This is a genomic window from Mesobacillus zeae (assembly GCF_003570705.1).
Lineage (GTDB): Bacteria > Bacillota > Bacilli > Bacillales > Cytobacillaceae > Mesobacillus_C > Mesobacillus_C zeae.
In genome coordinates, this window is the sequence record NZ_QWVT01000019.1 from 19,130 (window position 1) to 43,543 (window position 24,414).

At 44.1% G+C, this 24,414-nt stretch carries 23 protein-coding genes and 2 pseudogenes; 11 read left to right on the forward strand and 14 right to left on the reverse strand.

Features of this window, described 5'->3' with window-relative positions; all coding sequences use genetic code 11:
• Positions 1–69 precede the first annotated feature (69 nt).
• Positions 70–768, forward strand: coding sequence for a Crp/Fnr family transcriptional regulator (locus D1970_RS11745; RefSeq protein WP_119113064.1), 699 nt, complete (start codon positions 70–72; stop codon positions 766–768).
• A 60-nt stretch (positions 769–828) separates the two neighbouring features.
• On the opposite strand, the gene D1970_RS11750 is transcribed toward D1970_RS11745, so the two are convergent.
• From D1970_RS11750 to D1970_RS11765, 4 genes are all read right to left on the reverse strand, one after another.
• A complete protein-coding gene (locus D1970_RS11750; protein WP_119113065.1) occupies positions 829–1,953 on the reverse strand; it encodes a TIGR04053 family radical SAM/SPASM domain-containing protein in 1,125 nt (374 codons plus the stop codon).
• A 170-nt stretch (positions 1,954–2,123) separates the two neighbouring features.
• Positions 2,124–3,416: an MFS transporter gene (locus tag D1970_RS11755; protein WP_119113066.1), complete on the reverse strand. Its 1,293-nt coding sequence runs from the start codon at positions 3,414–3,416 to the stop codon at positions 2,124–2,126.
• 289 nt (positions 3,417–3,705) lie between these two features.
• Positions 3,706–4,017, reverse strand: coding sequence for a metal-sulfur cluster assembly factor (locus D1970_RS11760; RefSeq protein ID WP_119113067.1), 312 nt, complete (start codon positions 4,015–4,017; stop codon positions 3,706–3,708).
• Between the two features lie 70 nt (positions 4,018–4,087).
• The gene (locus D1970_RS11765) at positions 4,088–4,861 is read right to left on the reverse strand and encodes a prolyl oligopeptidase family serine peptidase (RefSeq protein ID WP_119113068.1); all 774 of its coding nucleotides are present in this window, start codon (positions 4,859–4,861) and stop codon (positions 4,088–4,090) included.
• 210 nt (positions 4,862–5,071) lie between these two features.
• Here D1970_RS11765 and D1970_RS11770 point away from each other — a divergent pair, with 210 nt between their 5' ends.
• From D1970_RS11770 to D1970_RS11775, 3 genes are all read left to right on the forward strand, one after another.
• Complete coding sequence (locus D1970_RS11770) at positions 5,072–5,890, forward strand: Cof-type HAD-IIB family hydrolase (protein ID WP_119113069.1); 819 nt, start codon at positions 5,072–5,074, stop codon at positions 5,888–5,890.
• A gap of 131 nt (positions 5,891–6,021) precedes the next feature.
• Positions 6,022–6,174: a hypothetical protein gene (locus D1970_RS22410; RefSeq protein ID WP_181213295.1), complete on the forward strand. Its 153-nt coding sequence runs from the start codon at positions 6,022–6,024 to the stop codon at positions 6,172–6,174.
• Between the two features lies 1 nt (position 6,175).
• A complete protein-coding gene (locus D1970_RS11775) occupies positions 6,176–6,364 on the forward strand; it encodes a DUF3813 domain-containing protein (protein ID WP_119113070.1) in 189 nt (62 codons plus the stop codon).
• A gap of 80 nt (positions 6,365–6,444) precedes the next feature.
• On the opposite strand, the gene D1970_RS11780 is transcribed toward D1970_RS11775, so the two are convergent.
• Both D1970_RS11780 and D1970_RS11785 read right to left on the reverse strand, forming a co-directional pair.
• Positions 6,445–7,215, reverse strand: a complete 771-nt coding sequence (locus D1970_RS11780; RefSeq protein ID WP_119113071.1) for a BsuPI-related putative proteinase inhibitor — start codon at positions 7,213–7,215, stop codon at positions 6,445–6,447.
• Positions 7,216–7,228: 13 nt separating this feature from the next.
• Positions 7,229–8,071 carry a YitT family protein gene (locus D1970_RS11785; protein ID WP_119113072.1) on the reverse strand — a complete coding sequence of 281 codons (843 nt, stop codon included), beginning with the start codon at positions 8,069–8,071 and terminating at the stop codon, positions 7,229–7,231.
• Positions 8,072–8,194: 123 nt separating this feature from the next.
• Here D1970_RS11785 and fakB point away from each other — a divergent pair, with 123 nt between their 5' ends.
• Both fakB and D1970_RS11795 read left to right on the forward strand, forming a co-directional pair.
• Positions 8,195–9,055: a fatty acid kinase binding subunit FakB gene (fakB, locus tag D1970_RS11790; RefSeq protein WP_119113073.1), complete on the forward strand. Its 861-nt coding sequence runs from the start codon at positions 8,195–8,197 to the stop codon at positions 9,053–9,055.
• A 112-nt stretch (positions 9,056–9,167) separates the two neighbouring features.
• Positions 9,168–9,299, forward strand: a complete 132-nt coding sequence (locus D1970_RS11795) for a DUF3941 domain-containing protein (protein ID WP_119113074.1) — start codon at positions 9,168–9,170, stop codon at positions 9,297–9,299.
• A gap of 51 nt (positions 9,300–9,350) precedes the next feature.
• On the opposite strand, the gene D1970_RS11800 is transcribed toward D1970_RS11795, so the two are convergent.
• The gene (locus tag D1970_RS11800) at positions 9,351–10,235 is read right to left on the reverse strand and encodes a CvfB family protein (RefSeq protein WP_119113075.1); all 885 of its coding nucleotides are present in this window, start codon (positions 10,233–10,235) and stop codon (positions 9,351–9,353) included.
• 111 nt (positions 10,236–10,346) lie between these two features.
• Here D1970_RS11800 and D1970_RS11805 point away from each other — a divergent pair, with 111 nt between their 5' ends.
• The 3 genes from D1970_RS11805 (at position 10,347) to D1970_RS11820 (ending at position 13,773) form a co-directional block, all read left to right on the forward strand.
• The gene (locus tag D1970_RS11805) at positions 10,347–10,838 is read left to right on the forward strand and encodes a YajQ family cyclic di-GMP-binding protein (RefSeq protein WP_119113076.1); all 492 of its coding nucleotides are present in this window, start codon (positions 10,347–10,349) and stop codon (positions 10,836–10,838) included.
• Between the two features lie 165 nt (positions 10,839–11,003).
• Positions 11,004–12,656, forward strand: coding sequence for a CoA-disulfide reductase (locus tag D1970_RS11810; protein ID WP_119113077.1), 1,653 nt, complete (start codon positions 11,004–11,006; stop codon positions 12,654–12,656).
• 253 nt (positions 12,657–12,909) lie between these two features.
• Positions 12,910–13,773 (forward strand): SDR family oxidoreductase, encoded by an 864-nt coding sequence (locus tag D1970_RS11820; protein ID WP_119113079.1) that lies wholly within the window; start codon positions 12,910–12,912, stop codon positions 13,771–13,773.
• Between the two features lie 69 nt (positions 13,774–13,842).
• On the opposite strand, the gene D1970_RS11825 is transcribed toward D1970_RS11820, so the two are convergent.
• Positions 13,843–15,336, reverse strand: coding sequence for an alpha-amylase family glycosyl hydrolase (locus D1970_RS11825; RefSeq protein ID WP_119113080.1), 1,494 nt, complete (start codon positions 15,334–15,336; stop codon positions 13,843–13,845).
• A 161-nt stretch (positions 15,337–15,497) separates the two neighbouring features.
• Positions 15,498–17,345, reverse strand: coding sequence for an asparagine synthase (glutamine-hydrolyzing) (asnB, locus tag D1970_RS11830; RefSeq protein WP_119113081.1), 1,848 nt, complete (start codon positions 17,343–17,345; stop codon positions 15,498–15,500).
• A 202-nt stretch (positions 17,346–17,547) separates the two neighbouring features.
• On the opposite strand from asnB, the gene D1970_RS11835 reads away from it, so the two are divergent.
• Entirely contained in the window at positions 17,548–18,111 is a 564-nt protein-coding gene (locus D1970_RS11835; RefSeq protein ID WP_119113082.1) for a DUF2777 domain-containing protein, read from the forward strand.
• Between the two features lie 42 nt (positions 18,112–18,153).
• Here the strand turns inward: D1970_RS11835 and D1970_RS11840 are convergent.
• The 3 genes and pseudogenes from D1970_RS11840 to D1970_RS11850 form a co-directional block, all read right to left on the reverse strand.
• Positions 18,154–19,824, reverse strand: a pseudogene (locus tag D1970_RS11840) (putative bifunctional diguanylate cyclase/phosphodiesterase).
• A gap of 67 nt (positions 19,825–19,891) precedes the next feature.
• Complete coding sequence (locus tag D1970_RS11845) at positions 19,892–20,248, reverse strand: YisL family protein (protein WP_119113083.1); 357 nt, start codon at positions 20,246–20,248, stop codon at positions 19,892–19,894.
• 210 nt (positions 20,249–20,458) lie between these two features.
• Positions 20,459–20,926, reverse strand: coding sequence for a GNAT family N-acetyltransferase (locus D1970_RS11850; protein WP_119113084.1), 468 nt, complete (start codon positions 20,924–20,926; stop codon positions 20,459–20,461).
• A 474-nt stretch (positions 20,927–21,400) separates the two neighbouring features.
• Here D1970_RS11850 and D1970_RS11855 point away from each other — a divergent pair.
• Positions 21,401–22,155: pseudogene (locus D1970_RS11855) on the forward strand (DUF1672 family protein).
• A 131-nt stretch (positions 22,156–22,286) separates the two neighbouring features.
• Here D1970_RS11855 and D1970_RS11865 read toward each other — a convergent pair.
• Both D1970_RS11865 and D1970_RS11870 read right to left on the reverse strand, forming a co-directional pair.
• Positions 22,287–23,189, reverse strand: a complete 903-nt coding sequence (locus D1970_RS11865; RefSeq protein ID WP_119113087.1) for a fumarylacetoacetate hydrolase family protein — start codon at positions 23,187–23,189, stop codon at positions 22,287–22,289.
• A 25-nt stretch (positions 23,190–23,214) separates the two neighbouring features.
• Positions 23,215–24,381 carry a DUF418 domain-containing protein gene (locus tag D1970_RS11870; protein ID WP_119113088.1) on the reverse strand — a complete coding sequence of 389 codons (1,167 nt, stop codon included), beginning with the start codon at positions 24,379–24,381 and terminating at the stop codon, positions 23,215–23,217.
• Positions 24,382–24,414 lie beyond the last annotated feature (33 nt).

Below are 24,414 nucleotides of genomic sequence, written 5' to 3' on the forward strand. Positions count from 1 at the left end.
CCGATTTAACACTATAGAGGTGTTAATATTAGCGTCAAAGGATACTATTTCGATTAAAGGATGATGACCATGCCTTATAAAAATAAAGTGACCCATTCGATTGAAATCAAAGAACTATTGCATTTCGCCGACAGGACCATCACTGCGAAAAAAGGGACATACCTGTTCCAGGAAGGCATGGATGCAGAGGAATTATATCTCATTATTTCCGGAAAGGTTCAAATCAGCAAAGTCACCAAGGATGGGCGTGAACTCGCCCTCAGGATTTGCGGCGAAAACGATATATGCGGCGAACTTACTTTGTTTACTGAAGCACCGAAATATTTACTCAGCGCGCTTGTATTAGACGAAGGGGAAATCGTCGCCATTAAAAAAGATGTCATTGAACGGGAAATTTTTCAAAACCCTTCTCTTGCCTTTGAATTCATGAAATGGATGAGCGACCACTTTCGAAAGACACAGACCAAATTCCGCGACCTGGTTTTGAACGGAAAAAAAGGGGCGCTTTTCTCGACATTAATCCGGATGACCAACTCTTACGGTGTAAAGAAAACGGATGGTATTTTAATTGACCTTCCCCTGACAAACCAGGAACTTGCCAACTTTTGCGGAACTTCTCGCGAGAGTACCAACAGGATCTTAAATGATTTAAAACGAGGAGGAATTATCTCCATTAAAAAAGGAAAAATTATCATCCATGATCTCGATTACCTAAAAGCAGAAATCGGATGCGAGAACTGCCCTGCGGTTTTTTGCAACATAGAATAAGCTTTCCATACTCTCTTTCACTAAAAGGAGGAACACAATTTCCGTGTTCCTCCTTCTTATTTACATTTGCTGTTTTTGCTTTCTCAATTTTTTTGGGATATAGACACAAAACGGTTCACTCTCAAGATAGTCCCCCGTCATTGCATAGGCCCTCGAACGCGACCCACCGCAAACATGGCGGAATTCGCACTGACCGCATTTCCCCTTAAAATTGTCGGGATCCCTGAGCGATTTGAATATCGGTGAATCCCGATAAATTTCTGCCAGCGGCTCTTCCCGGACATTCCCGGCCTTAACAGGCAGAAGTCCACTCGGATATACATCGCCAATATGCGAGATGAATACGAAGCCATTGCCATCATTCACTCCCTTTGGAGCCCGGCCGAGTCCGTCGATTGAGCCGGTAAGTCCTTGTTCGGTGAGTGCATCAAGATATTCAATTTCCTCTGTCTGTCCCTTAGCCTCACGCATCTTCTGTTGAATGACAACGCGCCGATAATGCTGGGCAGCTGTCGTTTTAATATCAAACTTGACTTTTTTGCTCAGGTTATACAGCCAGGTGAACACTTTTTCATGTTCAGCGGGGCTGACCATATCCTTTTCCTGTCCTCTTCCTGTCGGAACTAGGAAGAATACACTCCAAAGCACACAATCAAGCTTTTCCACGAGCGCAGCCATCTCTTCAAGATGTCCTGCATTGTACCTGGAAATCACTGTGTTAATTTGAATGGGTATTTTAAGTTCATGTAAATATTGAATTCTTTCCATTGTGAGGTCGAAGGAGCCTACTGTACCGCGAAAGTGGTCGTGAATCTCGGCAGTTGGCCCGTCCAAGCTAAAAGCCCAGCGGGACAAGCCCACTTCTTTCGCTTTCTTGATCGCTTCCTTCGTGACATTGGGCGTAGCGCTGGGAGTCATTGATACTCGGACACCTTTTTGTACAGCGTACTCGGCAATCTCAAAGACATCTTCCCTCATCAACGGGTCGCCGCCTGTAAATACAAGCAAAGGGGTTTTCATTTCATAAATTTGATCAATCAGCGCTTTCCCCTCTTCAAAGCTCAGTTCACGCGGGTCGCGCCGATATTGAGCTTCCGCCCTGCAGTGCAGGCACTTAAGCTGGCATGCTCTTGTCAATTCCCAGATTACTATGAAAGGGTCTTCGTTAAAATCCCTTGAATACATTCTGTTTACGCCTCCTGTTCCATCACCTATATCAACAGTATAAGAAACTGATGAAGTTTTCATAGTGAATTCCATCACTCCAAAAGATTTGCACTATGGCTATTTAATGAACAATTTTCACAGGTGAAAAATGCCCTGAACCTTAATAGTCCCGGGCATTTCTATTTCTTTTATAATTTTACTTCGGCATTTTTCCTCTGGTAGTAAAACCAATTCAGCAGGAATGAAACGATATATACGGCAATGAAGAAGTACAGGGCATTGATTGGCGTTCCCGTACTGGCTGTACTCCAGCCAAACAGTTTTGGGATGAAGAAAGAGCCATATGCAGCAAATGCCGCCGAGAAGCCAAGAACAGGTGCCGCTTCTTTTGCAGAGAAAATATTAGGAATCATCTGGAATGTTGAACCTGATCCGATTCCCGCAGCTATAAACAAGACGAGGAAAGAGGCTAGGAATCCTGCAAAATTCACTTGTTTTGTGAAATAGACAACTGCCATCGCTCCGATTGTCATGACAATCAACGTAATAGAAGTAATGAGTGTACCTCCAAGCTTGTCGGAAATCCAGCCGCCAACCGGCCGTGAAGCTGCAGCCAGAAAGGCTCCGAGGAAGGCAAGGCCGATATGCTCCGGAAACAAAGATTTCAGCAAAAGCGGAAATGCTGCAGCATAGCCTATAAAGGATCCAAAGGTTGCAATATACAGCACTGTCATGATCCATGTATGCTTCTTTTTAACAATGACAAATTGTTCAGCGACCGATTGTTTTGCTCCTGGAAGGTTATCCATACCGAAATATGCGAGAACAGTCAGGATGATAATGGGGATTACCCAGACAAAAGCAGCGTTTTGCAGCCATATTTGTGTTCCGTCTGACAGAATCTGGCCCTTCGTATTTCCGCCTATGAAAGCAAAAGTGCTTGAGGCAATGGCAAGCGGTGTGATGAACTGAACGACGGATACCCCCATATTTCCTAAACCGCCATTAATTCCAAGAGCCGTACCCTTCTCCTTTTTTGGGTAAAACATGCTGATATTTGCTGTTGAAGAGGAGAAGTTCCCCCCGCCTAGCCCGCAGAGAGCTGCGAGAAGAGCCATTATCCAGTATGGAGTATCTGGATTTTGGACTGCAAAGCCAATTCCAAGTGCCGGAATAAGCAGGACTCCTGTGGAGAACACTGTCCAGTTCCGGCCACCAAACGCACCGGCTCCGAAAGTATATATGAAACGAAGTGTGGCACCAACAAGCCCCGGAAGCGCCGCCAGCGTAAAAAGCTGCTGCTGCGAAAAAGAAAATCCGATGTCATTGAGTCTGATAGCTACAACCGACCATATTTGCCAAATGATAAAAGCGATCATCAATGAAGGTACCGAAATCCAGAGATTCCTCTGGGCATGCTTCTTGCCTTCAGCTTCCCAAAAAGCCGGATTTTCCGGATTCCAACTCGTGATTCTAGGCATATCATTTCCCCCTGTATTGTTTTCAAAATTTTGGTGATTTACTATTGAGGTTATGGTAACACACACGATTTTTAAGAGGTGTGACAGACTTCACAGTACACATTTCCGTAACAATCACAGTCACTTTTTAGTCACATTTTAAAATCCAAACATTATTTCACAATAAAAAAACCGCTAGGATTCAAGATCCCGACGGTTTTTAACGTTAACCTTATTCATTTTTCATAAGGGATTTCCCTTAATTAAGATAATATTAGCCCCTAATATTATTCACATTAGAGTCTACTACCTAATCCCTGACACCAAGCGCAATTTTTGCATAGCGTGACATCATGTCTTTTGACCATGGAGGATTGAAGACAATGTTAACATCCACATTTTTCACTTCAGGAAGGTCCGTAAGCGAGTGTTTAACCTGCTCAACAATCGTTCCGGCAAGCGGGCAACCCATCGATGTAAGAGTCATTGTAATCGTCGTATTCCCTTCCTCGTCCATTTCTGCATCGTACACTAGCCCAAGATTCACAATATCAACACCGAGTTCAGGGTCAACCACCATTTCAAGTGCTCCCATGATGCTGTCTTTCATTTCTTGATCCAAAGCTGTCCGCTCCTTTCATTTGTCCATCGTATCTTTCATCTTACAGCATTAAACGTGCCTTTTACAGCTATTACCTCTCCAAATGACAGGAAAACCACTCTGCAGTCTTTCTGACACCCGTTTTTGATACCTTGTGCCCCGCATGACTGTCAGCAATAAAATCCAGCTTCTCCGGAAAATCTTTGTAGCTTTCCCGGATTTCTTCGTAAAAGTGGCGTGCACCTTCATATGGGACAATAGGGTCAAGCTTTCCATGCCAGAACAACAGCGGCCTGCCTGCAAGCTTTTCAGCCTGCAAACCTAAGTCGTAGATGGCAATCTTACCTAGCAGTGTATCCATCTGTTCTTCGGTGAAAGGAAGGCTCACACCATGCTTCTCCATTTCGGCTATCTGCCAGCGGGCAAGCTGGCTATAAGCCGGGTAGCCCATCAGGCTCGCTGCAGCTGAAATCCACCTATACTGGCTTATAGCCCCCAGCGTGGTGATAGCCCCCATGGAGGTGCCGGCCACACCAATTTTATGCTGATCGGCTAGGCCTTTGCCGACAAAATAAGCTTGAAGCTTATCTATTTCCTTTATGGAATTAATCACAATTTCCCAAAAAGAAAAACCTAGTTCCCTTTCTGTTTTCCCGCAGCTTCTTTCCCCGTGATAGAGCGCTTCCGGCAGGGCCACCCTCAGGCCCTTTTCAGCCATTAAGTAGGCATAGTTCAAATTGGTCTCCTTTGTACTCGTAAAACCGTGCAGAAAGAACACGAGTGGAAGAGCGTCGGAGAAATTCTCCTGCTTTGCAATATGAAGGACGGGAATATTGTCTATGGACAATTTTTCAATCGTAATCATCTGGAATCCTCCTTTCTGGCAGTACTGAAGGGTCATTAAATGATTTTCTTACAAGAAATATGTAAAATATAAATCATAGCTCTTAGACGGATTGCTATACTTGCCTAATAACGATTGTAGTACTTTTCGTTTTGCTGCGTCCAACATTTAGACATACATTTGTCACTGTGTATTGTATTTTTATTAAAAACGAGAAAAGAAGGAGCTTTTATGACAGATAAACACTTAATTGCACTGGACCTTGACGGTACATTGCTCAAGGACAACAAAACCATTTCCGAAACAAACAAACGTGTCATCAAAAAAGCCAGGGAAGACGGCCATGTTGTGATGATTGCGACAGGTCGGCCATTCCGATCAAGTGAAATGTATTATCATGAACTGGAGCTTGATACCCCTATCGTCAATTTCAATGGTGCCTATGTGCACCACCCGCTTGACCAAAAATGGGGCGTGCATCATTCTCCTTTATCTGTCGATGTCGCCAAGGACATTGTCGAAGCACTCGATACATTCGAATACTACAATATTATCGCAGAAGTGATTGATGATGTATATTTCCATTATCATGATGAAAAACTCCTTGATATTTTCAGTCTTGGTGACCCTCATGTAACAACAGGAGACCTGCGGAGATTTTTGAAAAAGTCACCGACAAGCATGCTGATCCATACAAACGAAGAGCAAGTGAAAAAAATCCGCAGCCATCTATCCGATGTCCACGCAGAAGTGATTGACCACCGAAGCTGGGCAGCACCATGGCATGTCATTGAAATCGTTAAGTATGGACTAAACAAAGCGGTAGGTCTGAAAAGGGCTTCAGACTATTTCGATATTCCGTCCGACCGGATCATTGCCTTCGGAGATGAAGACAATGACTTAGACATGCTGGAATATGCCGGCCGCGGGGTGGCAATGGGCAACGGAATTGACGCAGTTAAAACAATCGCAAATGAAACAACCTTGTCCAACGAAGAAGACGGTGTGGGTATCTACCTTAACGACCTGCTGAATCTGAAAGCTTTATAAGCGCTTAAGAGCAGGATGGCTGAAACGCCCTCCTGTTTTTTCATGTTTTTGAACAGACAAGAGCATACTAACAAACGAGGCAGAGCTGCTGCTTCAAACCATACTCGGACGATTCTTGAGGAGGGGTTACGATGGGAAAACGGAATAAATCGAAACGCTTTGTGAAACAAGGTGTTGACAGTGTTTCAAGACATGCTGATCGAATCCCGTACCACACCACTTACGCAGAAGCCGAAGCAAGGAAAATGGCAGATGTAAAAGAATCCTCACTGGGAGGAATTTAACATGGGCAACAAGCTTTTTCAGGAAGCGAGAAAAGCTGTATCAATAGCTGCAGATACAAATCAGGCGGAGAAAGAAACAGCCATTCGCCATGCTGAAAACAGCCTGTCTTCCGCCTATGCCAATTCAACAATTGCCGAGAAGGAGCAGCTCAGGCGCTTGCAGGGCGAGCTAGATTCCATTAAGAGCTGACAATAGCCAATTTCGTCTAAGGCCATGGCCTCAAAACAGCAAAAAGCTGGCACGGGAAAAACCGTGACAGCTTTTTGCTGTTAATTGAAGTCCTGCAGGGTGACGGGCCATATTTGCTTCATGACCCTTCCTTCACCTTTCCGTTCGTATAGGTTGAGAATCAGCACTCCGTTTCCCGGAAGTTTCTCCTCAGGAATGTTTACCCTTATAGAAAATGGTTCCCAGTGACGGTTGCTCTTCCCGGCTGCAATCTTTGTCTCTGGTAAATATTCTTTATGTCCATCTTCCACAGAATAAAAGAACTCACCCCCGTTACGGATTAATCCTGTTACCTTATAGCTTCCGCCAGACCCGCTTGTAAGGATTTTCTTGAACACATGGTTTTCCGGAGGGATATAAAGGCTTTTGCTGTCTTCAAGCTTTTGCTGTGACTGGCCGCCTACGACTCTAGCCTTCAATGTGGCCTTCACAGTCCAGTCTCCCGCTTTTACCCGTTTGCCTTTATAGCGGTAATCCCAGCTTTCCTTCCATGTCACCTTTTGCCCTGGCTGAAGCATTAAATTTTTGATTACCTGGGCGAAAGCTTTTCCCTCCGAATACCGGTATACAACGTTTCCTTCCGGGTCGCTAACCGTAATTTCGTAATGCTGTGAAGTCGGAAATTCAAAGACCAAAGCTTCATTTGAATCATTCTTTAATATTAGGTCGAAAGTTGCCCTGCCTGGCCCTGCTGTTGGCTCGACAGAAAAATGTGCATCCCCAGCCAGTTCTCTTCCCCTTTCTGCTCCATTGACCAGCAGCGGTGCCCCAACTGCCAGAAGCAAGCATAATATTGGGTAAATAATCCGCATCCCGCACCTCCTTTTAGTCTCTTCTGAAAAAGCCTAAAATGCCCGATGTTTCGACAAGATTGGTAAACGCGGTTGGGTCCACCTCTTTTATGATTCTCTCAAGGTCATATAGTTCATACCTCGTAATAACAATTATCATCATGTCCCTTGTTTCATTCGTAAACGCGCCTTTTGCGGGAACAGTAGTGATGCCTCGTTCCAAGCCTGCGTAAATCGCTTTTTTTAATTCCTCCGATTTCTTGGTAACAATCATCGCGGTCAGCTTTTCATGTCGCGTATGGATGGCATCAATCACCCTTGTTGATGCATACAGAGTGACAAGCGTATAAAGGGCTTTTTCCCATCCGTACAAAAAGCCCGCAGTAATGATAATTATGCTGTTCAAGGTGAAAAAATAAGTGCCGACTGGCCGGTCTTTTAATCTGGACAGGAGCATTGCCACTATATCCATTCCCCCTGTGGAGGCCCCCCATTTCAGCGTCATACCAACACCTACGGCTGCGATAACACCGCCGAAGACGGCATTGAGCAGAATATCGCCCGAAACATGCTTAATCGGTATTATTTCCATGAAAAAAGACATTGCTGCAACTGATAAAAAGCTGTAAAAAGTGAACTCTTTCCCAACCTTTTTCCAGGCAATAATGGTAACCGGTATATTTAATAGGAATAAAAGGATACCGGTTGAAAGCTTGAATAGTGTAAATTCTGCAAGAATGCTTGAAATGAGCTGTGCCGCTCCAGCAAACCCGCTTGCGTAAATATTAGCCGGTATTAAAAACAAGTTCATTGCCAGCGCATTTAACAATGCGCCTGCCATTACGACAACGAACTTTCTCGTTTGTAACCAAATCATTGTAAACCCCTCCTAAACTGATATATATCACATATTTTTCCAATATGCAGTACTTCTCATTGTGTTTTTATCTTTAAACGGCTAAACTAAGAGCATAATAGGTTGAAAGTAGGTGACAATTTTATGCATGTACAAATACTGGCTGACAGCGCATGCGACTTGCCGCTCCAGTTTTATGCCGAGAAGAATGTAACGCTTTTCCCCTTAAAAGTTCATCTTGACGGCAAAGAATATGATGACCTGAAGACAATTGATCCTTCCGAAGTGTATAGGAACATCCGCAGCGGAAATTATCCAAAAACGTCACAGGCTTCTCCAGCCGGTTTCAAAGACCTCTTTACAGAGATGGCTAAAAACGGCCAGGATGGAATATACATAGCTTTTTCTTCAGAACTGTCAGGTACTTACCAAACAGCTGTTATGATTTCTAATCAAGTGAAGGAAGAATATCCCGACTTTAATCTAACAGTTGTCGATTCAAAATGCGCTTCTCTCGGATACGGCCTGGTAGTAATGGAAGCCGCCCGGCTCGCCAGCTGTCATGCATCAAAAGAAGAAATTATTGCGGACATCAAATTCAGAAGCAGCCACATGGAACATCTCTTCACAGTGGATGACCTCGATTATCTTGCAAAGGGAGGAAGAGTATCCAAAGCTTCAGCCTTCCTCGGAGGCCTTTTAAATATCAAGCCGATTCTCAATGTCGAAGAGGGAAAACTTATTCCCATTGAAAAAATCAGGGGCAGGAAAAAACTCCTCAGACGTATAATCGAAATCATGAAAGAACGCGGCGACACTCTTGGGTCCCAGACAATTGGCATTAGCCATGCTGATGATGAAGAAACTGCCCATGAAATGAAAGAGATGATCCAGCAGGAATTCCAGCCAGCCAATATTGAAATCACGTCAATTGGCGCAGCGATTGGTTCCCATACAGGAGCCGGAACGATTGCCATTTTCTTCTTAAATAAACTGCCATCATAATCTTATTCCAGAAGGCCCCGTCACATTTTGGCGGGCCTTTTATTTTTGCCGGCATATTACATTTTGAAAATGGCATGCTATATAGGAATACGATTCTGAAAGGAGATTTCTTATGCCGCACACTTCTGATAATGATAAGAAAGCACAGGATAACAATGCCCTCCGGCATGAAAAGAACATGCTGCGCGAGAAAAACCGTAAAGCGGGAAAAGATTCCTATTCAAAAAAAACAGACCATAAATAATCTTATTGCAAAGGCAAAAAGCGGCGGGATGCCGCTTTTTTTATTTTCAGGCTATTCCTCCGAGCTTTCCTGCTCCTTTTTGTATGTCCAGCCTTGTTCCTGATAAATTTTCCCTTCCTTCAGAAGCCGGCCGAGTGCACGCTTAAATGAACCCTTGCTCATGCCAAAACGTTCCAAAATGTCCTCTGCCATGCTTTTGTCGCTGAATGGCATGGCACCGTTCCGGGAGTCTAGATATTCCATGATTATGTCGGCATCCTCCCCGAGGGCCTCCTGCTTACGCGGCAAAAGCGAGAGATTAACAGTTCCATCCGGCTTCACATCAATAATTCTGCCCTCGACTTTTTCGCCAATCCTTGGTTCCCTTTTCCGCTGGGACTCATGGATGAAGCCTTTAAATCCTTCTGCTGTGTAGATCCAGCTCCCCACACGGGCTGTGCGGTAAATATAGCCATGAACATTGCGGTTGAAATCTTCCCTGTCAGCAGGCACCATAATCGACTCAATTACTGGATCTGTTGCCATCCGTGCGTAGATTCTGTTATTCTTATTCACCCTCAAGGTAATATATATCTGATCTCCTTGTTCAGGCCATACTGATTCAACCACCGGCAGGTCTTCTTCACCCAGCAATATATCTTTTCTCAGCCCAATATCAAGGAAGACGCCTATTCCTGGTTTTCTGTCTACCACTGTTGCCCAGCCATATTCATCAACACTTACAGTTGGTATGGTTGTTGTCGCGGTAAGTCTTCCCATGGAATCCACATACAGGAAGACAGGAACAGTGCTGCCCTCTACTAGTTCAAGTTCCCTGTTCATATCATTTTTATGAAGCAGGACATCCTGCTCCCCATCCGTCAAAAAATATCCATATTCGGTTTTTCTGGACACCTCAAGCTCAATTGTGCGCCCTGTATATTCATTTAGAGACATTTTTGTCCTCCTGGTCTTTTTAATTGCTGTTATTTTGTACTCCGAAGTTGTTTGAACTGCTATATTTTACTATAATGTAGGCAGAATGAAAAACGTTTTTCGGAGGTTAGTATGTCTAAAGAGAGCTCATTTGATATTGTTTCCAAAGTAGATTTTTCAGAAGTCACCAATGCCATTAGTATTGCCATGAAAGAAATCCAGACACGCTATGATTTTAAAGGAAGCAAAAGTGACATTAAACTGGACAAAGAAGAACTAGTCCTTGTTTCAGATGATGAGTATAAGCTTGATCAGGTGAAAGATGTTCTTCTCAGCAAATTAATCAAGCGCGGAGTCCCAATCAGAAACCTTGATTACGGAAAGATTGAAGGGGCTTCAGGCGGAACAGTCCGCCAGCGAGCGAAGCTTATCCAGGGTATCGACAAGGACAATGCAAAAAAAATCAACACGCTCATTAAAAACAGTGGACTTAAAGTGAAGAGCCAAATCCAGGAAGATCAAATCCGCGTTACCGGTAAAAACAGGGATGACCTTCAGCAAATTATCACCCTGATCAAGTCTGCGGACCTTACAGTGGAAGTGCAGTTCGTAAATTATCGTTAAACATCCATACAAAAACCAGCTGCAGAAAACGGACAGATTAATTATATTTTTGTCCGTTTTCTTTATTTTTGACACAGAATGGTCATAATGTAAAGCTGGATTTTAATGGTTTATCGATTAGAATACCCTTGTAGGTATAAAACCAACAATTGGAGGGCTGTTGTTATGAGCAAAAAAATCGTGATTGTCGGCGGTGTCGCAGGCGGAGCCACAACTGCAACCAAGCTGCGGAGACTGGACGAGCAGGCAGAAATTATCATGTACGAAAGAGGAGAATTCATTTCGTTTGCGAATTGCGGTCTCCCCTATCATATCAGCGGTGTCATTGAAGAACGATCCAAATTATTGGTCCAGACTGTAAAAGGAATGGAAACACGTTATAACATCAAGATCAGAAACTATACCGAAGTGAAAAGCATTCATCCAGAAAACAAAAAAATCACTGCGCAAAATCTTAAGACAGGGGAAACCTTTGAGGATTCCTATGATGTTCTGATCTTGTCACCTGGGGCAAAGCCAATAGTACCGCCAATAGAAGGTTTGAGAAGCAGGAACGTGTTCAAACTGAGAAATATTCCCGATATGGATAAAATCAAATCTTATCTCGACGAAAAGAAACCTGGCAATGCTGTTGTGATCGGCGGTGGTTTTATCGGCCTCGAAATGGCGGAAAACCTGGCCGAAGCAGGACTTTCAGTTACGATTGTCGAGAAGTCCACTCAAGTGATGGGCCCTGTTGATCTTGAGATGGCTGCTATTGTGGAAGATCACCTCAGGGCAAACGGAGTAGAACTTATCCTTGGTGACGGAATACAGGATGTCTTGGATAACGGCTCCGAGGTGCTGCTCGAAAGCGGGAAATCATTGAAGTCAGACATTATTATCCTGGCCATCGGCGTCATGCCTGAAAATGGGCTTGCAAAAGACGCAGGTCTTGAGCTTGGCGAACGCGGAGGCATTAAAGTGAACGGGCACCTGCAAACGTCCGACGAATCTATATACGCGCTCGGCGATGCCATTGAGGTCACAGATTTTGTGAACGGTAAACCAACAATGATTCCGCTCGCATGGCCGGCAAACCGCCAAGCCCATATTGTCGCCCACCACATAAACGGAAAGGACATTACCTATCCAGGGACTATGGGCACATCCATCGTCAAAGTTTTCGATTTAACCGCTGCGGTGACTGGCAACAACGAGAAAACTTTAAAGCGGTTAGGCATCCCGTATGAAGCTGTCCATATCCATCCGCTTTCCCATGCAGGCTACTATCCCGGTGCCGAGGCAATATCGCTGAAGCTGATTTTCGATAAAAAAACAGGAAAAATCTTCGGTGCCCAGGCTGTTGGAAAAGACGGTGTTGACAAAAGGATAGACGTAATCTCTACAGCAATCAAAGGCGGTCTTACCGTCCATGAACTCCAGGAGCTCGAACTAGCGTATGCACCGCCCTTCTCATCAGCTAAAGACCCAGTCAACATGGCAGGCTATGTGGCTGCAAATATTATGGACGGAATGTTTGAAACCATCCATTGGCATGAAGTAGATGAATTGATCGCAAACGGCGGATACCTCGTTGATGTCCGCACAGACAAAGAATGTGCCAACGGATGTATTGCCGGCTCTGTGAATATACCGCTAGACGAGCTGCGCGATCGACTCGATGAGCTGCCGAAGGACAAGACCATTCTGATTACCTGCCAGGTTGGATTGCGTGGTTATCTTGCATCACGGATATTATCGCAAAACGGATTTAGAGTTAAGAATCTGACAGGCGGGTTTAAAACATATTCCATGTATAAAAAATACCACCAATAATGGTGAAACCGGTCCTCTCTCTCCGGAGTGGGCCGGTTTTTTCGTTAGTGAGCAAATTTCATAGCTGCTTTCTCTTTTAAGAATTCTAAATACAGCTTCTTGGAATAAATGCTTGCTGATCGATATCCGCCAAAACCACTCCCCTCCGCTTCTGAACCCTGATTTTTCAACTCTAGCAGGAATTTCCACGTTTTTTTCACCAGATTAGAAGGAATGTAAAACGTATACAGAGATTTCGAAAGGAGTGAGGCAAATGACAGGTGAAAATAAACAAGGGTTTCCTCCACAGCATCAAAATCACCAGCCGGGAACTGAAACAGAAATGCAGCCTGAGCCAAAAAACGTAGCCGATTATTATAAGGGTGCGGGAAAACTTGATGGAAAAGTTGCCCTCATCACAGGCGGCGACAGCGGGATCGGGAAATCGGTTGCCATTTATTTTGCAAAAGAAGGAGCAGATGTGGCCATCGTGTATTTAGACGAAAGCAGCGATGCCAAGGAAACAATGCTGCTTGTAGAAGCCGAAGGGAGATCCTGTCTCCTGATGTCAGGCGATCTTGGTAATGAGCAGTTTTGCAAAGACGTAACCGAAAAAACATTGGAGCACTTCGGAAAAATAGATATTCTTGTCAATAACGCAGCAGAGCAGCATCCTCAGGAAAGCATTCTTGATATATCCGCGGAGCAGCTCGAAAAAACGTTCCGCACCAATATTTTTTCAATGTTCCATTTAACGAAGGCAGTACTGCCGCATCTTGAAAAAGGCAGCACCATTATCAATACTTCCTCTATTACAGCATATAAAGGCAACCCTAAACTGATAGACTATTCTGCGACAAAAGGTGCCATCGTTACGTTTACGAGATCGCTGGCGATGTCGCTCGCAAGCAAAGGCATCAGGGTGAACAGCGTAGCCCCGGGGCCGATTTGGACTCCACTGATCCCATCTACTTTTGACTCTGAAGAAGTATCCAAATTCGGAACAGACACGCCGTTTGGCAGGGCTGGCCAGCCGTTTGAGCTCGCACCCGCCTATGTATACCTGGCGAGTGATGATTCTACCTACGTCAGCGGACAGACGATCCACGTCAATGGCGGCACAGTCGTCAATGGTTAAAAATTCTGTATCAAGAAAGAACTGCCCCGGGTTTTCCGGAGCAGTTCTTCTTTTTAAAAGCCGCAACGTTTAATTATTTTGCTTTTTCTTTCTAGCCCTTTTTAGCAGAATGAAAATAAACACAAAGAATGCAGCATAGACTGCAGCCATGCTCAGCAAATACGGAATGTTCAGCCCTGATTTAGGCGCCAGCACAAAGATTTGCGCTTCTTCGCGGTCAAGGACGATTTTGTAGGACCCATCCTTGCTCTTGACCATGTCATCGGACAGCAAACCGCGGAGTTCCTTGTCTTTTTCAAGATCCTTCGATGTCAGGGTGACATCCTGGGATTTTGCTGTATTATTGATCGCTATAACTGTTGTCTCATTATCGTACGTCCGTTTATAAACAGCCATGCCATCTTTCGCATAAAGCACATCCATCGAACCACGTGTCAGGGAAGGCAGCTGATTCCGCAGTTCCCCGATTTTGGTCATGTAATCGACCAGGTCCTTGTCAGTCTTGAAATTCATAAGCTTACTGTTTTCCGGGGGCTTTTCCCCGTTCAAAGCAATTTCGCTTCCATAGTAAACAACCGGGACACCGGGAACAGTATACAAGTAGGAAAGGGCAAGCTTCCAGCGCGTTCCCGGATGCTGATTCTGATCGACAGCATCCTTCGTAAAGCGTACGCTATCCTGGTTGTCCAGTATTCTCGCAGCGTTAAAAGCCTTTTCTTTACTAAAGTCTTCACCAGTAACAACTGCTTTCAGATTTCCGTCAGGTTTTGCGAAAGCTTGTCTCATCGGGTCCATTAGCTTGTAATCAATAGAAGCATCAATGCCGGCTTTTTGTTTCGTATCCGCCCCCCCAGTATCCTCAACTAAGTAAATATTGCTCTTTGTTTTTTTCATTTCCTTTGAAAAATCAGTCCAAAAATCAGCAGGGACATTCTGTGCTGAATCTAGAAAGTATCCATCGATATCACTTTCTTCAATCCACCACTTTCCTGCATCAACCAAATAATTCCTGACTTCCGGATTGCTTTGATCAAGGTCTGGCAGGCCATCCGTCCAGGCCCTCTGCCCCTTGCCGTTCTCCGGATTGAACCAGCCCTTTTTTTCAGTGTCATTTAGCCATGCATGCTCTGTGGATACATTGTTGGCTACAAAATCAACCATCACCTTCATATCACGCTTATGGGCTTCTTTCACCAGTTTCTTAAATGTTTTCATGCTTCCAAAATGCTCATCCGGCTTATAGAAGTCCTTCACCCAGTAACCATGATAGCCGTTTTCGGCATTATCAAAAATCGGCGTCAGCCTGATGGATGTAAAACCCATGTCCTTAATATAGTCCAGTTTGTCAATGATTCCTTTGAAATCACCGCCCTGGTAAGCCTCCATATTTGTTGTGTCCACCTCGTAATCATTGTCGGTGTCACCATTGTTAAATCTGTCGACCATCAAATAATAAACAGTTTCATCCTGCCATTTGCGTCCTTCTTTTTCCGCAGCCTCTGTCGGGTATGCGTAAAAAAGCAGAACCGGAATTAAGATGAAAGTCATTAAGGCTTTCTTCATCCCCCGCTCCTCCTTCATTGCTTAAGGCAAAAGAAATGTCACGCTTCTGCCATATTATTCTCCTACTATAGATTATCCCTTGTCCCATGGGACGTCAAACTCGAAGCAAACCTTCCCTGGATTATTAACAAGCCGCCCCAGAGAAGGGCGGCTGTTTTGTTTCACTCCACGATATTTACATTATATTCCTTGAACCAAATATGGATTTGGGCTATATGGGCAAGGAGCTGCGGCCCTGTCATGAGCTGACCAAACCACGGTGTTCCAAATGAGGCCCCCCCAGTTTCAATCAGCTTTTCCAAAAGGCTCCGGTCAAAGAACTCATGGAGCGCGCTAGCCTTATCCTCCAGGCACTCTGCCAGCAAGGACTGCACACCTCTTGTATAGGCAGGATGATGCGTTTTCGGGTAAGGACTTTTTTTGCGGTAAAGCACCTCGTCCGGGAGAACGCCTTCAAGCGCTTTTCTCAATATCCCCTTCTCCCTGTTTCCGTGCATCTTCATTTCCCACGGGATATTCCATGCATATTCAACAAGTCTGTGATCCGCAAAAGGAACCCGCACTTCAAGGCTCGCACCCATGCTCATCCTGTCCTTCCGTTCAAGCAGTGTGGTCATGAACCAAACCATGTTCAAATAAAATAATTCTCTTCTTCTCGCCTCTTCCCCGGCTTCCCCCTCCAACGAGGGTACTTCAAGCAGTGTCTCTTTGTATCGGTCCATCACATACCCGCCAAGATTGAGTTTCTTCTGCCAGTCTTCCCGCATCATACCCTGGCGATCTGATGTCGACCGCATCCATGGAAAACCGTCTCTCGCCAGATCGTCACTCCGCCGGAACCACGGATAGCCGCCAAAAATCTCATCGGCACATTCTCCCGACAGGCTAACAGTGAACTTCTTTTTAACTTCCTCGCAAAACCACAGCAGGGATGAATCAATATCGGCCATTCCCGGCACGTCACGAAACCGGACTGCTTCACCCAGACGTTCAGCCAGGAGCTGCTGCGAAATTGTACAGTTTTGATGGACGGTGCCATAGGACTCTGACATCATCTGTATCCAGGCACCGTCTGAATTGGGCTGGAATTCATTTTCCCTGAAATAATCGCCATTTTCTTCATAATCAATGGAATACGTGTGAAGCGGGCCTTTCCCTTCCTGCGCATATGCTTCGGCAGCAACAGCCGTGATGGCACTGGAGTCCAAGCCCCCGGACAGAAAAGTACAGAGCGGCACGTCTGACACAAGCTGCCTCTTAACCGCATCTGTAAAAAGAAAGCCGACCTTTTCGGCCGTTTCTTCCAGGCTGTCATTGTGAGTCGCGCTCTTTACGTTCCAATATCGCCAAACCTTTAGCCCTGATTTTGAAAAAGTAAGGGCATGGGCTGGCCGAAGCTCATCAATTCCTCTAAAGATCCCCGCGCCTGGCGAGCGGGATGGGCCGAGGCCAAACAGTTCCGACAGTCCTTCACGATTCACTTCAGGCTTCATGCCGGAATGTGCAAGAATTGCTTTCTGTTCGGAACCAAAAAGGAAGCCGCCTTTTGCCTCTGAATAGAACAGCGGCTTTACGCCAAGCCTGTCACGTCCAATAAACAGTTTTTCCTCTCTATCGTCCCAAACGGCAAAGGCAAAAATGCCATTTAAATACTCGAGGCACCCTTCTTTCCACTCAATGTAAGCTGTGAGCAAAACTTCTGTGTCAGAATGGCCGTTAAAAGAATATCCTTTTAGTACCAGTGTTTTTCTGAGTTCTTCCGTATTATACAATTCCCCGTTATAACAAATGGTATAAGTGCTGCCGCCTTTGCTTATTGACATCGGCTGCCTGCCGCCTTCCGGATCCACCACTGTCAGCCTTCTGTGGCCGAAAGCAGCATGCGTACCTAGCCAGACGTTCGCTTCATCAGGTCCCCTGTTTGCCATGGTCTTAGCCATTCCTGAAAGTGTCTGCCCTGCATTCCTTAAATCCTGCCTAAAATTGATCCAGCCAGTGATTCCACACATTTCAACCACCCTTTCCAACGGAAAGATAAGATTAGCCGCCTATCCCCTATCTTCTATCCTCCATGTTATGCATCGATGATAAATGGGTTAATTGTCCCCAAATAATTAAACCCCTTGAAGCAAGCAGTACATACACATCCTTGTTATAAAACATTGTAGTTATGGCTAAACAGAAAGTGAGCATTAATTACGGAGGAAAGTGATGAAAAGACAGCAGAGACAAAAGCTTATCGAGGCGCAAGCCCGGGCCTTTCACACCGGGACCGTCGAGTACATGAACAAACAGTGGGTATTCTTTGACGAGGAAACCGATGAAGCGTCGCTCTTGGATGAATATGTGCACCAGGAAGCAGAAGTCCTTCGGAATACCTTTTGGATAAAAGGATATTTACTTGAGGATGGCGGTTTCCGTGAAGGCGCGAGCATTTCTCAGCTTGAAAACGGTGAAACAGTGAGGATTAGGAAGCAGCTTATCTATTCGCTTGAAAAACTGGTTGAAGGTCTTGAAGATGAGGCGCTGCTTTATTTTCTAAATACGCTAAACTCGCTTCATTTCTCGATTCATGACAGCATCTATTGCTACAATCACCTGACATTCCTCAATCCTGAAAAAGAAGCATCTGGAGTGAACTTTTTAATCTTCGACAACGAGACGCAAATTTGCAGTGTACAGCATCATTTTGATTATGGGAAAAAGCGGGTGGATCGTTTTGAATTTACCTTAAGTGATGGAAAAAGGACAGTCATTGAAAAGATGCTGTCATAACAAAAAGCCTTCCCGATATGCGGGGAGGCTTTTCCTTTGGAATTACTTATGGCTGTCGTCGGGCAAGTAGGCTGCTTCGAAGTCAGCTGCCTCCAATGGTCTTCGAATGTAAAATCCCTGGGCAAAACGACACTCCAAACCGCGCAGCAGTTCTGCCTGTCCTTTCGTTTCCACACCTTCTGCCACTACATCCACACTAAGCCCCTGGCCCATCGTAATAATGGCTTTGACGATAGCAAGATCAGAGCTACCTGATTCGATATTATGGATAAAGGATTTGTCTATCTTTAAGTAATCGATTGGCAGGTTGCGCAAATAGCTTTAGGAAGAATAGCCTGTACCAAAGTCATCAATGGACACCTTTACACCGAGTTCCCTTAGTTCCTGCATGATCCCAATGCTGTACTCCAAGTTTTGGAGCATTGTACTCTCTGTGAGTTCAAGCGTCAAGAATCCTGGATCAAGCCCGGAAGCATCAAGTGCTGTCCTTACTTTGTCTGCAAATGAGGGCAGCTGGAACTGCCGTGCCGAAACATTGACTGAAACGCCAAGACATTCCATTCCGCATTGCTGCCACCTCTTTGTCTGCCGGCACGCAGTATTGAGCACCCATTCACCCATCTCAAGGATGAGTCCGGTTTCCTCTGCCAACGGGATGAATTTCGCTGGCTGGACTGTGCCCAAATAGGGATGGCCCCAGCGAATCAGGGCCTCAGTTCCGGTCACTTTGCTAGTATCGAGGTCAATCAGCGGCTGATAGCAGAGATAAAATTCTTTTTTCTGAAGAGCCTTTCGTAGGTAGCTTTCAAGTTCAAGGCGTTCTGCTGCCTCAGCGTTCATTTTGGCAGAATAAAATGTAACCCGGTTTCCTCCACGGTTTTTGGATCGGTTCACGGCCATATCGGCATTTTTCAAAAGCAACTGCTCTTCCCCCCCATCCATCGGATATACGCTAGCCCCAATGCTTGCGGTGAGAAAGAGTTCCTGTCCGTGATAATGGACAGGCTGGGAAATCGCTTCAAGTATCTTTTCGCAAACTTTCAAGGTTTTTTCATGCGTGACGGAGTTTGTCAGCAGCAATGTGAATTTATCACCACCAAACCTCCCGAGAAATGCGTCCTGCGGAATTGCCTCCACTATTCTGCGAGAGAGGTTTTTCAGGATTTCATCACCTGAAAAATGGCCAAGGCTGTCATTCACCATTTTAAAACGGTCCAAATCAATGATAATGACCGACATCATTTGATTCATTCTTCGGGCTAGGCCCAACATATCTTCAAGCATTTCCGTGAACTTCATTCTGTTTGGCAAACCTGTTTCACCGTCATAATAGGCAAGCTGAAAAATTCTTTTTTCAAAGGTTTTGATCAGTTCCGTCTGCTTTCCGGATATTTTTTCATGAAAAGTTGTGAACGACAGCATAATCCTGCTCCTTGATCCGGAGATTTCCAGAAACTCCCCTGCAGGGACAATTTCCGGCAGCATGGATTCAGGGAAACTCTGTTTAAGCAAGTCACTGACTTCCATGGCCTCTTCATCGAATCCAGTTCCGCTGTAAATTTGAATGAGCTTGACGGATTGCGAATTAAAACGGTGTTTTTCGATAAAAAGATTTAATTGTGTTGGATTCTCATACATACAGCAATAGGTTTTGGCCATGGCATTCTCCATCTTGATTAAAATTTTCCAATACCCCCGCCTTAAAAGTAACATACCTGGAGAAAGAAATTTATGACAAAAAAAGAAAAGCTGCCGACGTGGACAGCTTTTCTTAACGTTTTTAGAACCAATCAAATCCAAGCGGAAGTTTGAATCCAAGGAACAGCACTAGAATTAAAGCGATGGCTAATTGGATCCACAAAACAGAGGATTTCACATTGCCAGCCTTTCTGTTCAGGATCAACTCAATAAGTGTAATGATCCATAGTCCAACAGCTGCTTTCAAGATATACAACATGCTGATGCTTGAAAGACTAAACAACATTCCGATTCCTGTTCCCAGGATCAATAGATAAATCACTCGGACTATCATTTTAACAATCTTGAAACCTTTTTCATTCCCCTTGTTATAGAGCGAAATCGCAACAAATAATAATATCAAAGCAAGAATCCATGAAGTTAAATGGGCGTGTGTCATAAATTTGCCTCCTATAATCTCTATTCGACAATATCATACCATACCCACCAACAAAATCCTAAAAATACGGTGCGCGTAGTGTTAATGAAATGTGCTCATCAGGATTTCCAGGAATCATCATGCCGATTTTGCTAATATCAGAGATTTGGACAGGATTTCAATACTCCACTTTTCAATATAAGCACCCTTAAAATTTTAACTGATTATATGTTAAATTAATGCCTTTTCCATAATCCATAGTGGTTTTTCATGAAAGGTGATTTCTTTAACTTTGCGGAACCCCTGTTTCCCCCAAAAGTTCATTCCAGTTATGTTTGCAGTGAAACACCCCAGACGAACCTCATTAATATTTCTGCTTTTCATTATTTCTTCATATTTTGCTAAAGCCTTTGCTGCATAAGATTTTTTAGTCCAATTGTTATGAATGATCAGCAAACCAAGCCATGGTTTACGGTCTGTTGGATTATCCATAATAAATTCAATTATACCAACATAGTGATTATCGGATCTAAGCAAATACCGTTCTTTTTTCAGTTCGGGTTTTTCCTCGTGCTCCTTAAGCAAATCTTCTTCATCTAAGACTTTTTTTCCATCAGCTAGCACATTGTATTCAGGATGTGAATTCATAATCTCCATCTCTTGTTCTATCATATCTATACTACTTAAGATAAATTCCACATTACATCACTCCTCGTTTTAGCGTCTTTTTAATTAGATAATAATCTAATTAGGTGATTTTGTGAACAGGATAATATCGATAAATTTTATATTCCCTAAGCTTTACAAATTCGAGTAATTAAAGAGAGGAAGAAAATTAGTGCTTTTTTACTATTTTCCAAATCTCAAAGGCGACCGCTGCCTTGTTTGTATACAATAGTTAGATTTTTATATACAATAATTGGATACAAAGGTTAATTTTACTGATCAGTGTTACATAGAAACCATCAAGCATCCATCGAGGAGGACCTTATGTTTAAACATAAAAAACGTTTGTTAATCACCAGCATTGGAACTGCATTATTATTAGGAGGCTGTTTAAACATGGATACATCAAATGAAAAACAGAATGGAAATACACCAAAAGCCACAAGCGGAACTCAAACTGATGAAAGATATGTAAGCGTCCAGGATTATACCGGCGAAGGGTACCGTATGGACAATGGCGAAGAAGAGCAAAAAATAGCAGATAAAAACAAAGAAAAAATTGAAAAAGCAGTTGAGAAGTTCTTCCTTGATAAGTATAAAACGGAAGTTGTAGTGAGGAATATGATCGGTGCGGATGGTGCAGCTACTGTGTTCGTAGAATCAAAGGGTCTCCTCGATTTTTATACATACGCCATCGTGCCGATTGATGATTCAGAGAACAAGGTACTTTATGATGAGGTTTGGACAGAACAAGAAGAAGCTGAAACAGCCATTCAACTTGCTATGTATAAAATTGCTAATGACGATAAATTCAACTATTTAAACGATTATCTGGCGAGTTTCTCCAAAGAAAATGATGTTATCGGAGAAAACCCAGAGTTTAAAAAGAAATTTGCTAGCACTGGATATGTTACACCTTTTTATTATATGGAATCTTTCAGTGATTCCCTTTTACCTCTATTAGATACTTATTTAAAACAACCAGGATTAACAAAAGAAGATATACAAAAGGTATATAACTCCCTGGAAATTAAACCTGATGAAATAATTTTTCTATCCACCTGTATATGAAAGAAAAAGATATGAATCCAAATAAAAAGGTTTTTGATAAACTTTCCGAAGAATTAAAAAGTATAAAAAATATACCACCTGGTGCCTATAGAATACATTTGCATGATAATCTCATTAATAGAAAGACCGGTATTGGATCTAAGGACAATTCAATTGATACACACTTTGAACATCTAATCATTAAAGAATAGGAGTATATTCCCCCCCCCTAATCCAACGTGATTCTCCCCATTAGACAATTTTTGTTAAAATTTACCTAACCAATCTTCCACAACTCTAAATAAAAAGAAGATCAGCCCAAGCCGACCTTCTCTTTTCTCCCTTATTCTCCTACGCTATTTGACAATGTGCCGATCTTCTCGACTGTAATTTCGATTTTATCACCAGGCTGCAGAAACTTTGGAGGTTTAAAGCCTTTTCCCACACCCGCCGGCGTACCTGTTGCGATAATGTCACCCGGCTCGAGGGTCATTCCTTTAGACAAAACCGAAATAATTTCTTCCACCGGGAAGATGAACTGCTCTGTGTTCGAATCCTGCCTGACTTCCCCGTTTACCTTTGTATGTATGTTCAGGTTGTTTGGATTGTCAATCGCGGATGTATGTAATATCCACGGGCCCATTGGGCATGTGCCGTCAAGACTTTTGCCGATAAAGAACTGCTTGTGACGCCGCTGCAGATCACGTGCGGTCACGTCATTAATAATCGTATATCCGAAAACATAATCCAGTGCGTCTTCCCGGCGGATTTCTTTCCCTTTCCGGCCGATGACAACCGCAAGCTCCCCTTCATAATCAAGCTCATCCGCTACCCCTTTGTGACTCGGAATCGTTTCACCCGATCCGATCACCGCAGTAGGAGACTTCGTAAACATCATAATATGTTCGGGAATATCGTCCTTACTCCCCATTTCGATCGCATGCTCGGCATAATTTTTCCCCACGCACATCACATTTTTTGTCGGCCTCGGAATCGGCGCTTCAAGTCTCACAGCAGCGAGTGGACTGAAGCATTGGCTTCCTTCACTTTCAGCCCATTCTAGAGTCTCCCGCGCCCCTTCAGCCCACTCTGCCCCAAGCGCAATACACTGTAGCAGTGAAACTGGACTCGTTGCTTTCCCCAATCTTCTTTCTTCCGCCATAGCGATGTCCAGTACCCTCTCACCCATGCTGTCGATCATGCCGACAAACTGGCGTCCTTGGTATGTTGCGGTTACAAACTTCATTTCTCCCACCTCTTTATGTATTGTTTCATTCTCCAGACCGCTCTTTTCTCCATTTGGGAGCTGCCCAGTAGCTGCCCGCTCTCAAGAGCCATTCAACCGGTCCATAGTAAAATCTCTTTGTCCACCTGACACTGAAAGCCAGCTGTATGCCAAACAGAATAATTGCCAGCATCGTGCCTTTAAACAATGAAATGCTGCCATAAAGTCCTAAGCCATATCCATAAAAAATAAACGAACCAATGACACTCTGACATAAATAATTTGTCAGCGAAATTTTTCCCGCGGCAGTAAGCGGACGTAAAAAGCCCATATTCCCCGCCAAGGCTATGAAACCCGCATAGGAAAACGCCTGTAGAGGCCCACCGAAAAGGTCCTGGATGTACACTGTCAGCAAATTATTTCCTGCTGTAAATGGAAGTAGCTTAAATGCCAGGCCGGCCAAAAACATAATCCCGGCCGCTGCAGCCATTTTCCTCCTGTAGTTCTCAACATTTTCAAACAACTTAAGCTTGGCCGCTCCCGCTCCAATCATAAACAGCGGAAGAATAGTGATGAAATACATGAAAAACGCACCTGGATTGTTTGTATAAAACCAGTCCTTGACACGAAAAGCAGAAATCTCCGCAAAGCTTCCATTACTGTATGTTTCAACCGACAACTTCACTGCTTCCTTATCTACAGGCAGTACCATTTCGGCGGGACTAATCAGTAAGACTGCAACAAATAGCAGACATAAAAGGAGATTCGGAACCAGATAAATCAAAACCCCTGACCACACCAGCTTCTTCGCGGACAGCCGGATAAACGCCAGCAATAAAAAACCACATACAGCATATGTAAACAGGATATCGCCATGCCAAACGAGAACAACGTGCAGCGCTCCCAGCATCAGCATGACCGAAAACCTTCTGAGCGCCACCGGGTAAAATGCCATTCCCTTCGCTCCTGATCTCTCCATCATAATAGTCAGACTGTATCCAAACACAAAAGCAAACAGAGGATAAAAGCTCCCCTGCACGAATACATCAATAAAAAAGTATACTGCCTTGTCCAGTCCGCTTTCCCACCACTTTTGCCCGTCAATATACAGTATCGGCGTATGGAAAGACATCATGTTTACAAGGAGGATTCCCAATAGGGAAAACCCCCTCATCATATCAATTGAAACAACCCGTCCCCCGTCTATTTTCATTCTTTCGCCTCTTTTCCTTGTATGTTATCTATC

Excerpts from the sequence above, each read along its gene's own strand:
- D1970_RS11795 (WP_119113074.1), top strand. The coding sequence starts at position 9,168 with ATGCCGCACACTTCTGATAATGATAAGAAAGCACAGGATAACAATGCC.
- fakB (WP_119113073.1), top strand. The coding sequence starts at position 8,195 with ATGCATGTACAAATACTGGCTGACAGCGCATGCGACTTGCCGCTCCAG.
- asnB (WP_119113081.1), bottom strand. The coding sequence starts at position 17,345 with ATGTGTGGAATCACTGGCTGGATCAATTTTAGGCAGGATTTAAGGAAT.
- D1970_RS11865 (WP_119113087.1), bottom strand. The coding sequence starts at position 23,189 with ATGAAGTTTGTAACCGCAACATACCAAGGACGCCAGTTTGTCGGCATG.
- D1970_RS11800 (WP_119113075.1), bottom strand. The coding sequence starts at position 10,235 with ATGTCTCTAAATGAATATACAGGGCGCACAATTGAGCTTGAGGTGTCC.
- D1970_RS11755 (WP_119113066.1), bottom strand. The coding sequence starts at position 3,416 with ATGCCTAGAATCACGAGTTGGAATCCGGAAAATCCGGCTTTTTGGGAA.
- D1970_RS11810 (WP_119113077.1), top strand. The coding sequence starts at position 11,004 with ATGAGCAAAAAAATCGTGATTGTCGGCGGTGTCGCAGGCGGAGCCACA.
- D1970_RS11770 (WP_119113069.1), top strand. The coding sequence starts at position 5,072 with ATGACAGATAAACACTTAATTGCACTGGACCTTGACGGTACATTGCTC.
- D1970_RS11785 (WP_119113072.1), bottom strand. The coding sequence starts at position 8,071 with ATGATTTGGTTACAAACGAGAAAGTTCGTTGTCGTAATGGCAGGCGCA.
- D1970_RS11825 (WP_119113080.1), bottom strand. The coding sequence starts at position 15,336 with ATGAAGAAAGCCTTAATGACTTTCATCTTAATTCCGGTTCTGCTTTTT.
- D1970_RS11745 (WP_119113064.1), top strand. The coding sequence starts at position 70 with ATGCCTTATAAAAATAAAGTGACCCATTCGATTGAAATCAAAGAACTA.
- D1970_RS11780 (WP_119113071.1), bottom strand. The coding sequence starts at position 7,215 with ATGCGGATTATTTACCCAATATTATGCTTGCTTCTGGCAGTTGGGGCA.
- D1970_RS11820 (WP_119113079.1), top strand. The coding sequence starts at position 12,910 with ATGACAGGTGAAAATAAACAAGGGTTTCCTCCACAGCATCAAAATCAC.
- D1970_RS11835 (WP_119113082.1), top strand. The coding sequence starts at position 17,548 with ATGAAAAGACAGCAGAGACAAAAGCTTATCGAGGCGCAAGCCCGGGCC.
- D1970_RS11870 (WP_119113088.1), bottom strand. The coding sequence starts at position 24,381 with ATGAAAATAGACGGGGGACGGGTTGTTTCAATTGATATGATGAGGGGG.
- D1970_RS11805 (WP_119113076.1), top strand. The coding sequence starts at position 10,347 with ATGTCTAAAGAGAGCTCATTTGATATTGTTTCCAAAGTAGATTTTTCA.
- D1970_RS11845 (WP_119113083.1), bottom strand. The coding sequence starts at position 20,248 with ATGACACACGCCCATTTAACTTCATGGATTCTTGCTTTGATATTATTA.
- D1970_RS11765 (WP_119113068.1), bottom strand. The coding sequence starts at position 4,861 with ATGATTACGATTGAAAAATTGTCCATAGACAATATTCCCGTCCTTCAT.
- D1970_RS11775 (WP_119113070.1), top strand. The coding sequence starts at position 6,176 with ATGGGCAACAAGCTTTTTCAGGAAGCGAGAAAAGCTGTATCAATAGCT.
- D1970_RS22410 (WP_181213295.1), top strand. The coding sequence starts at position 6,022 with ATGGGAAAACGGAATAAATCGAAACGCTTTGTGAAACAAGGTGTTGAC.
- D1970_RS11750 (WP_119113065.1), bottom strand. The coding sequence starts at position 1,953 with ATGTATTCAAGGGATTTTAACGAAGACCCTTTCATAGTAATCTGGGAA.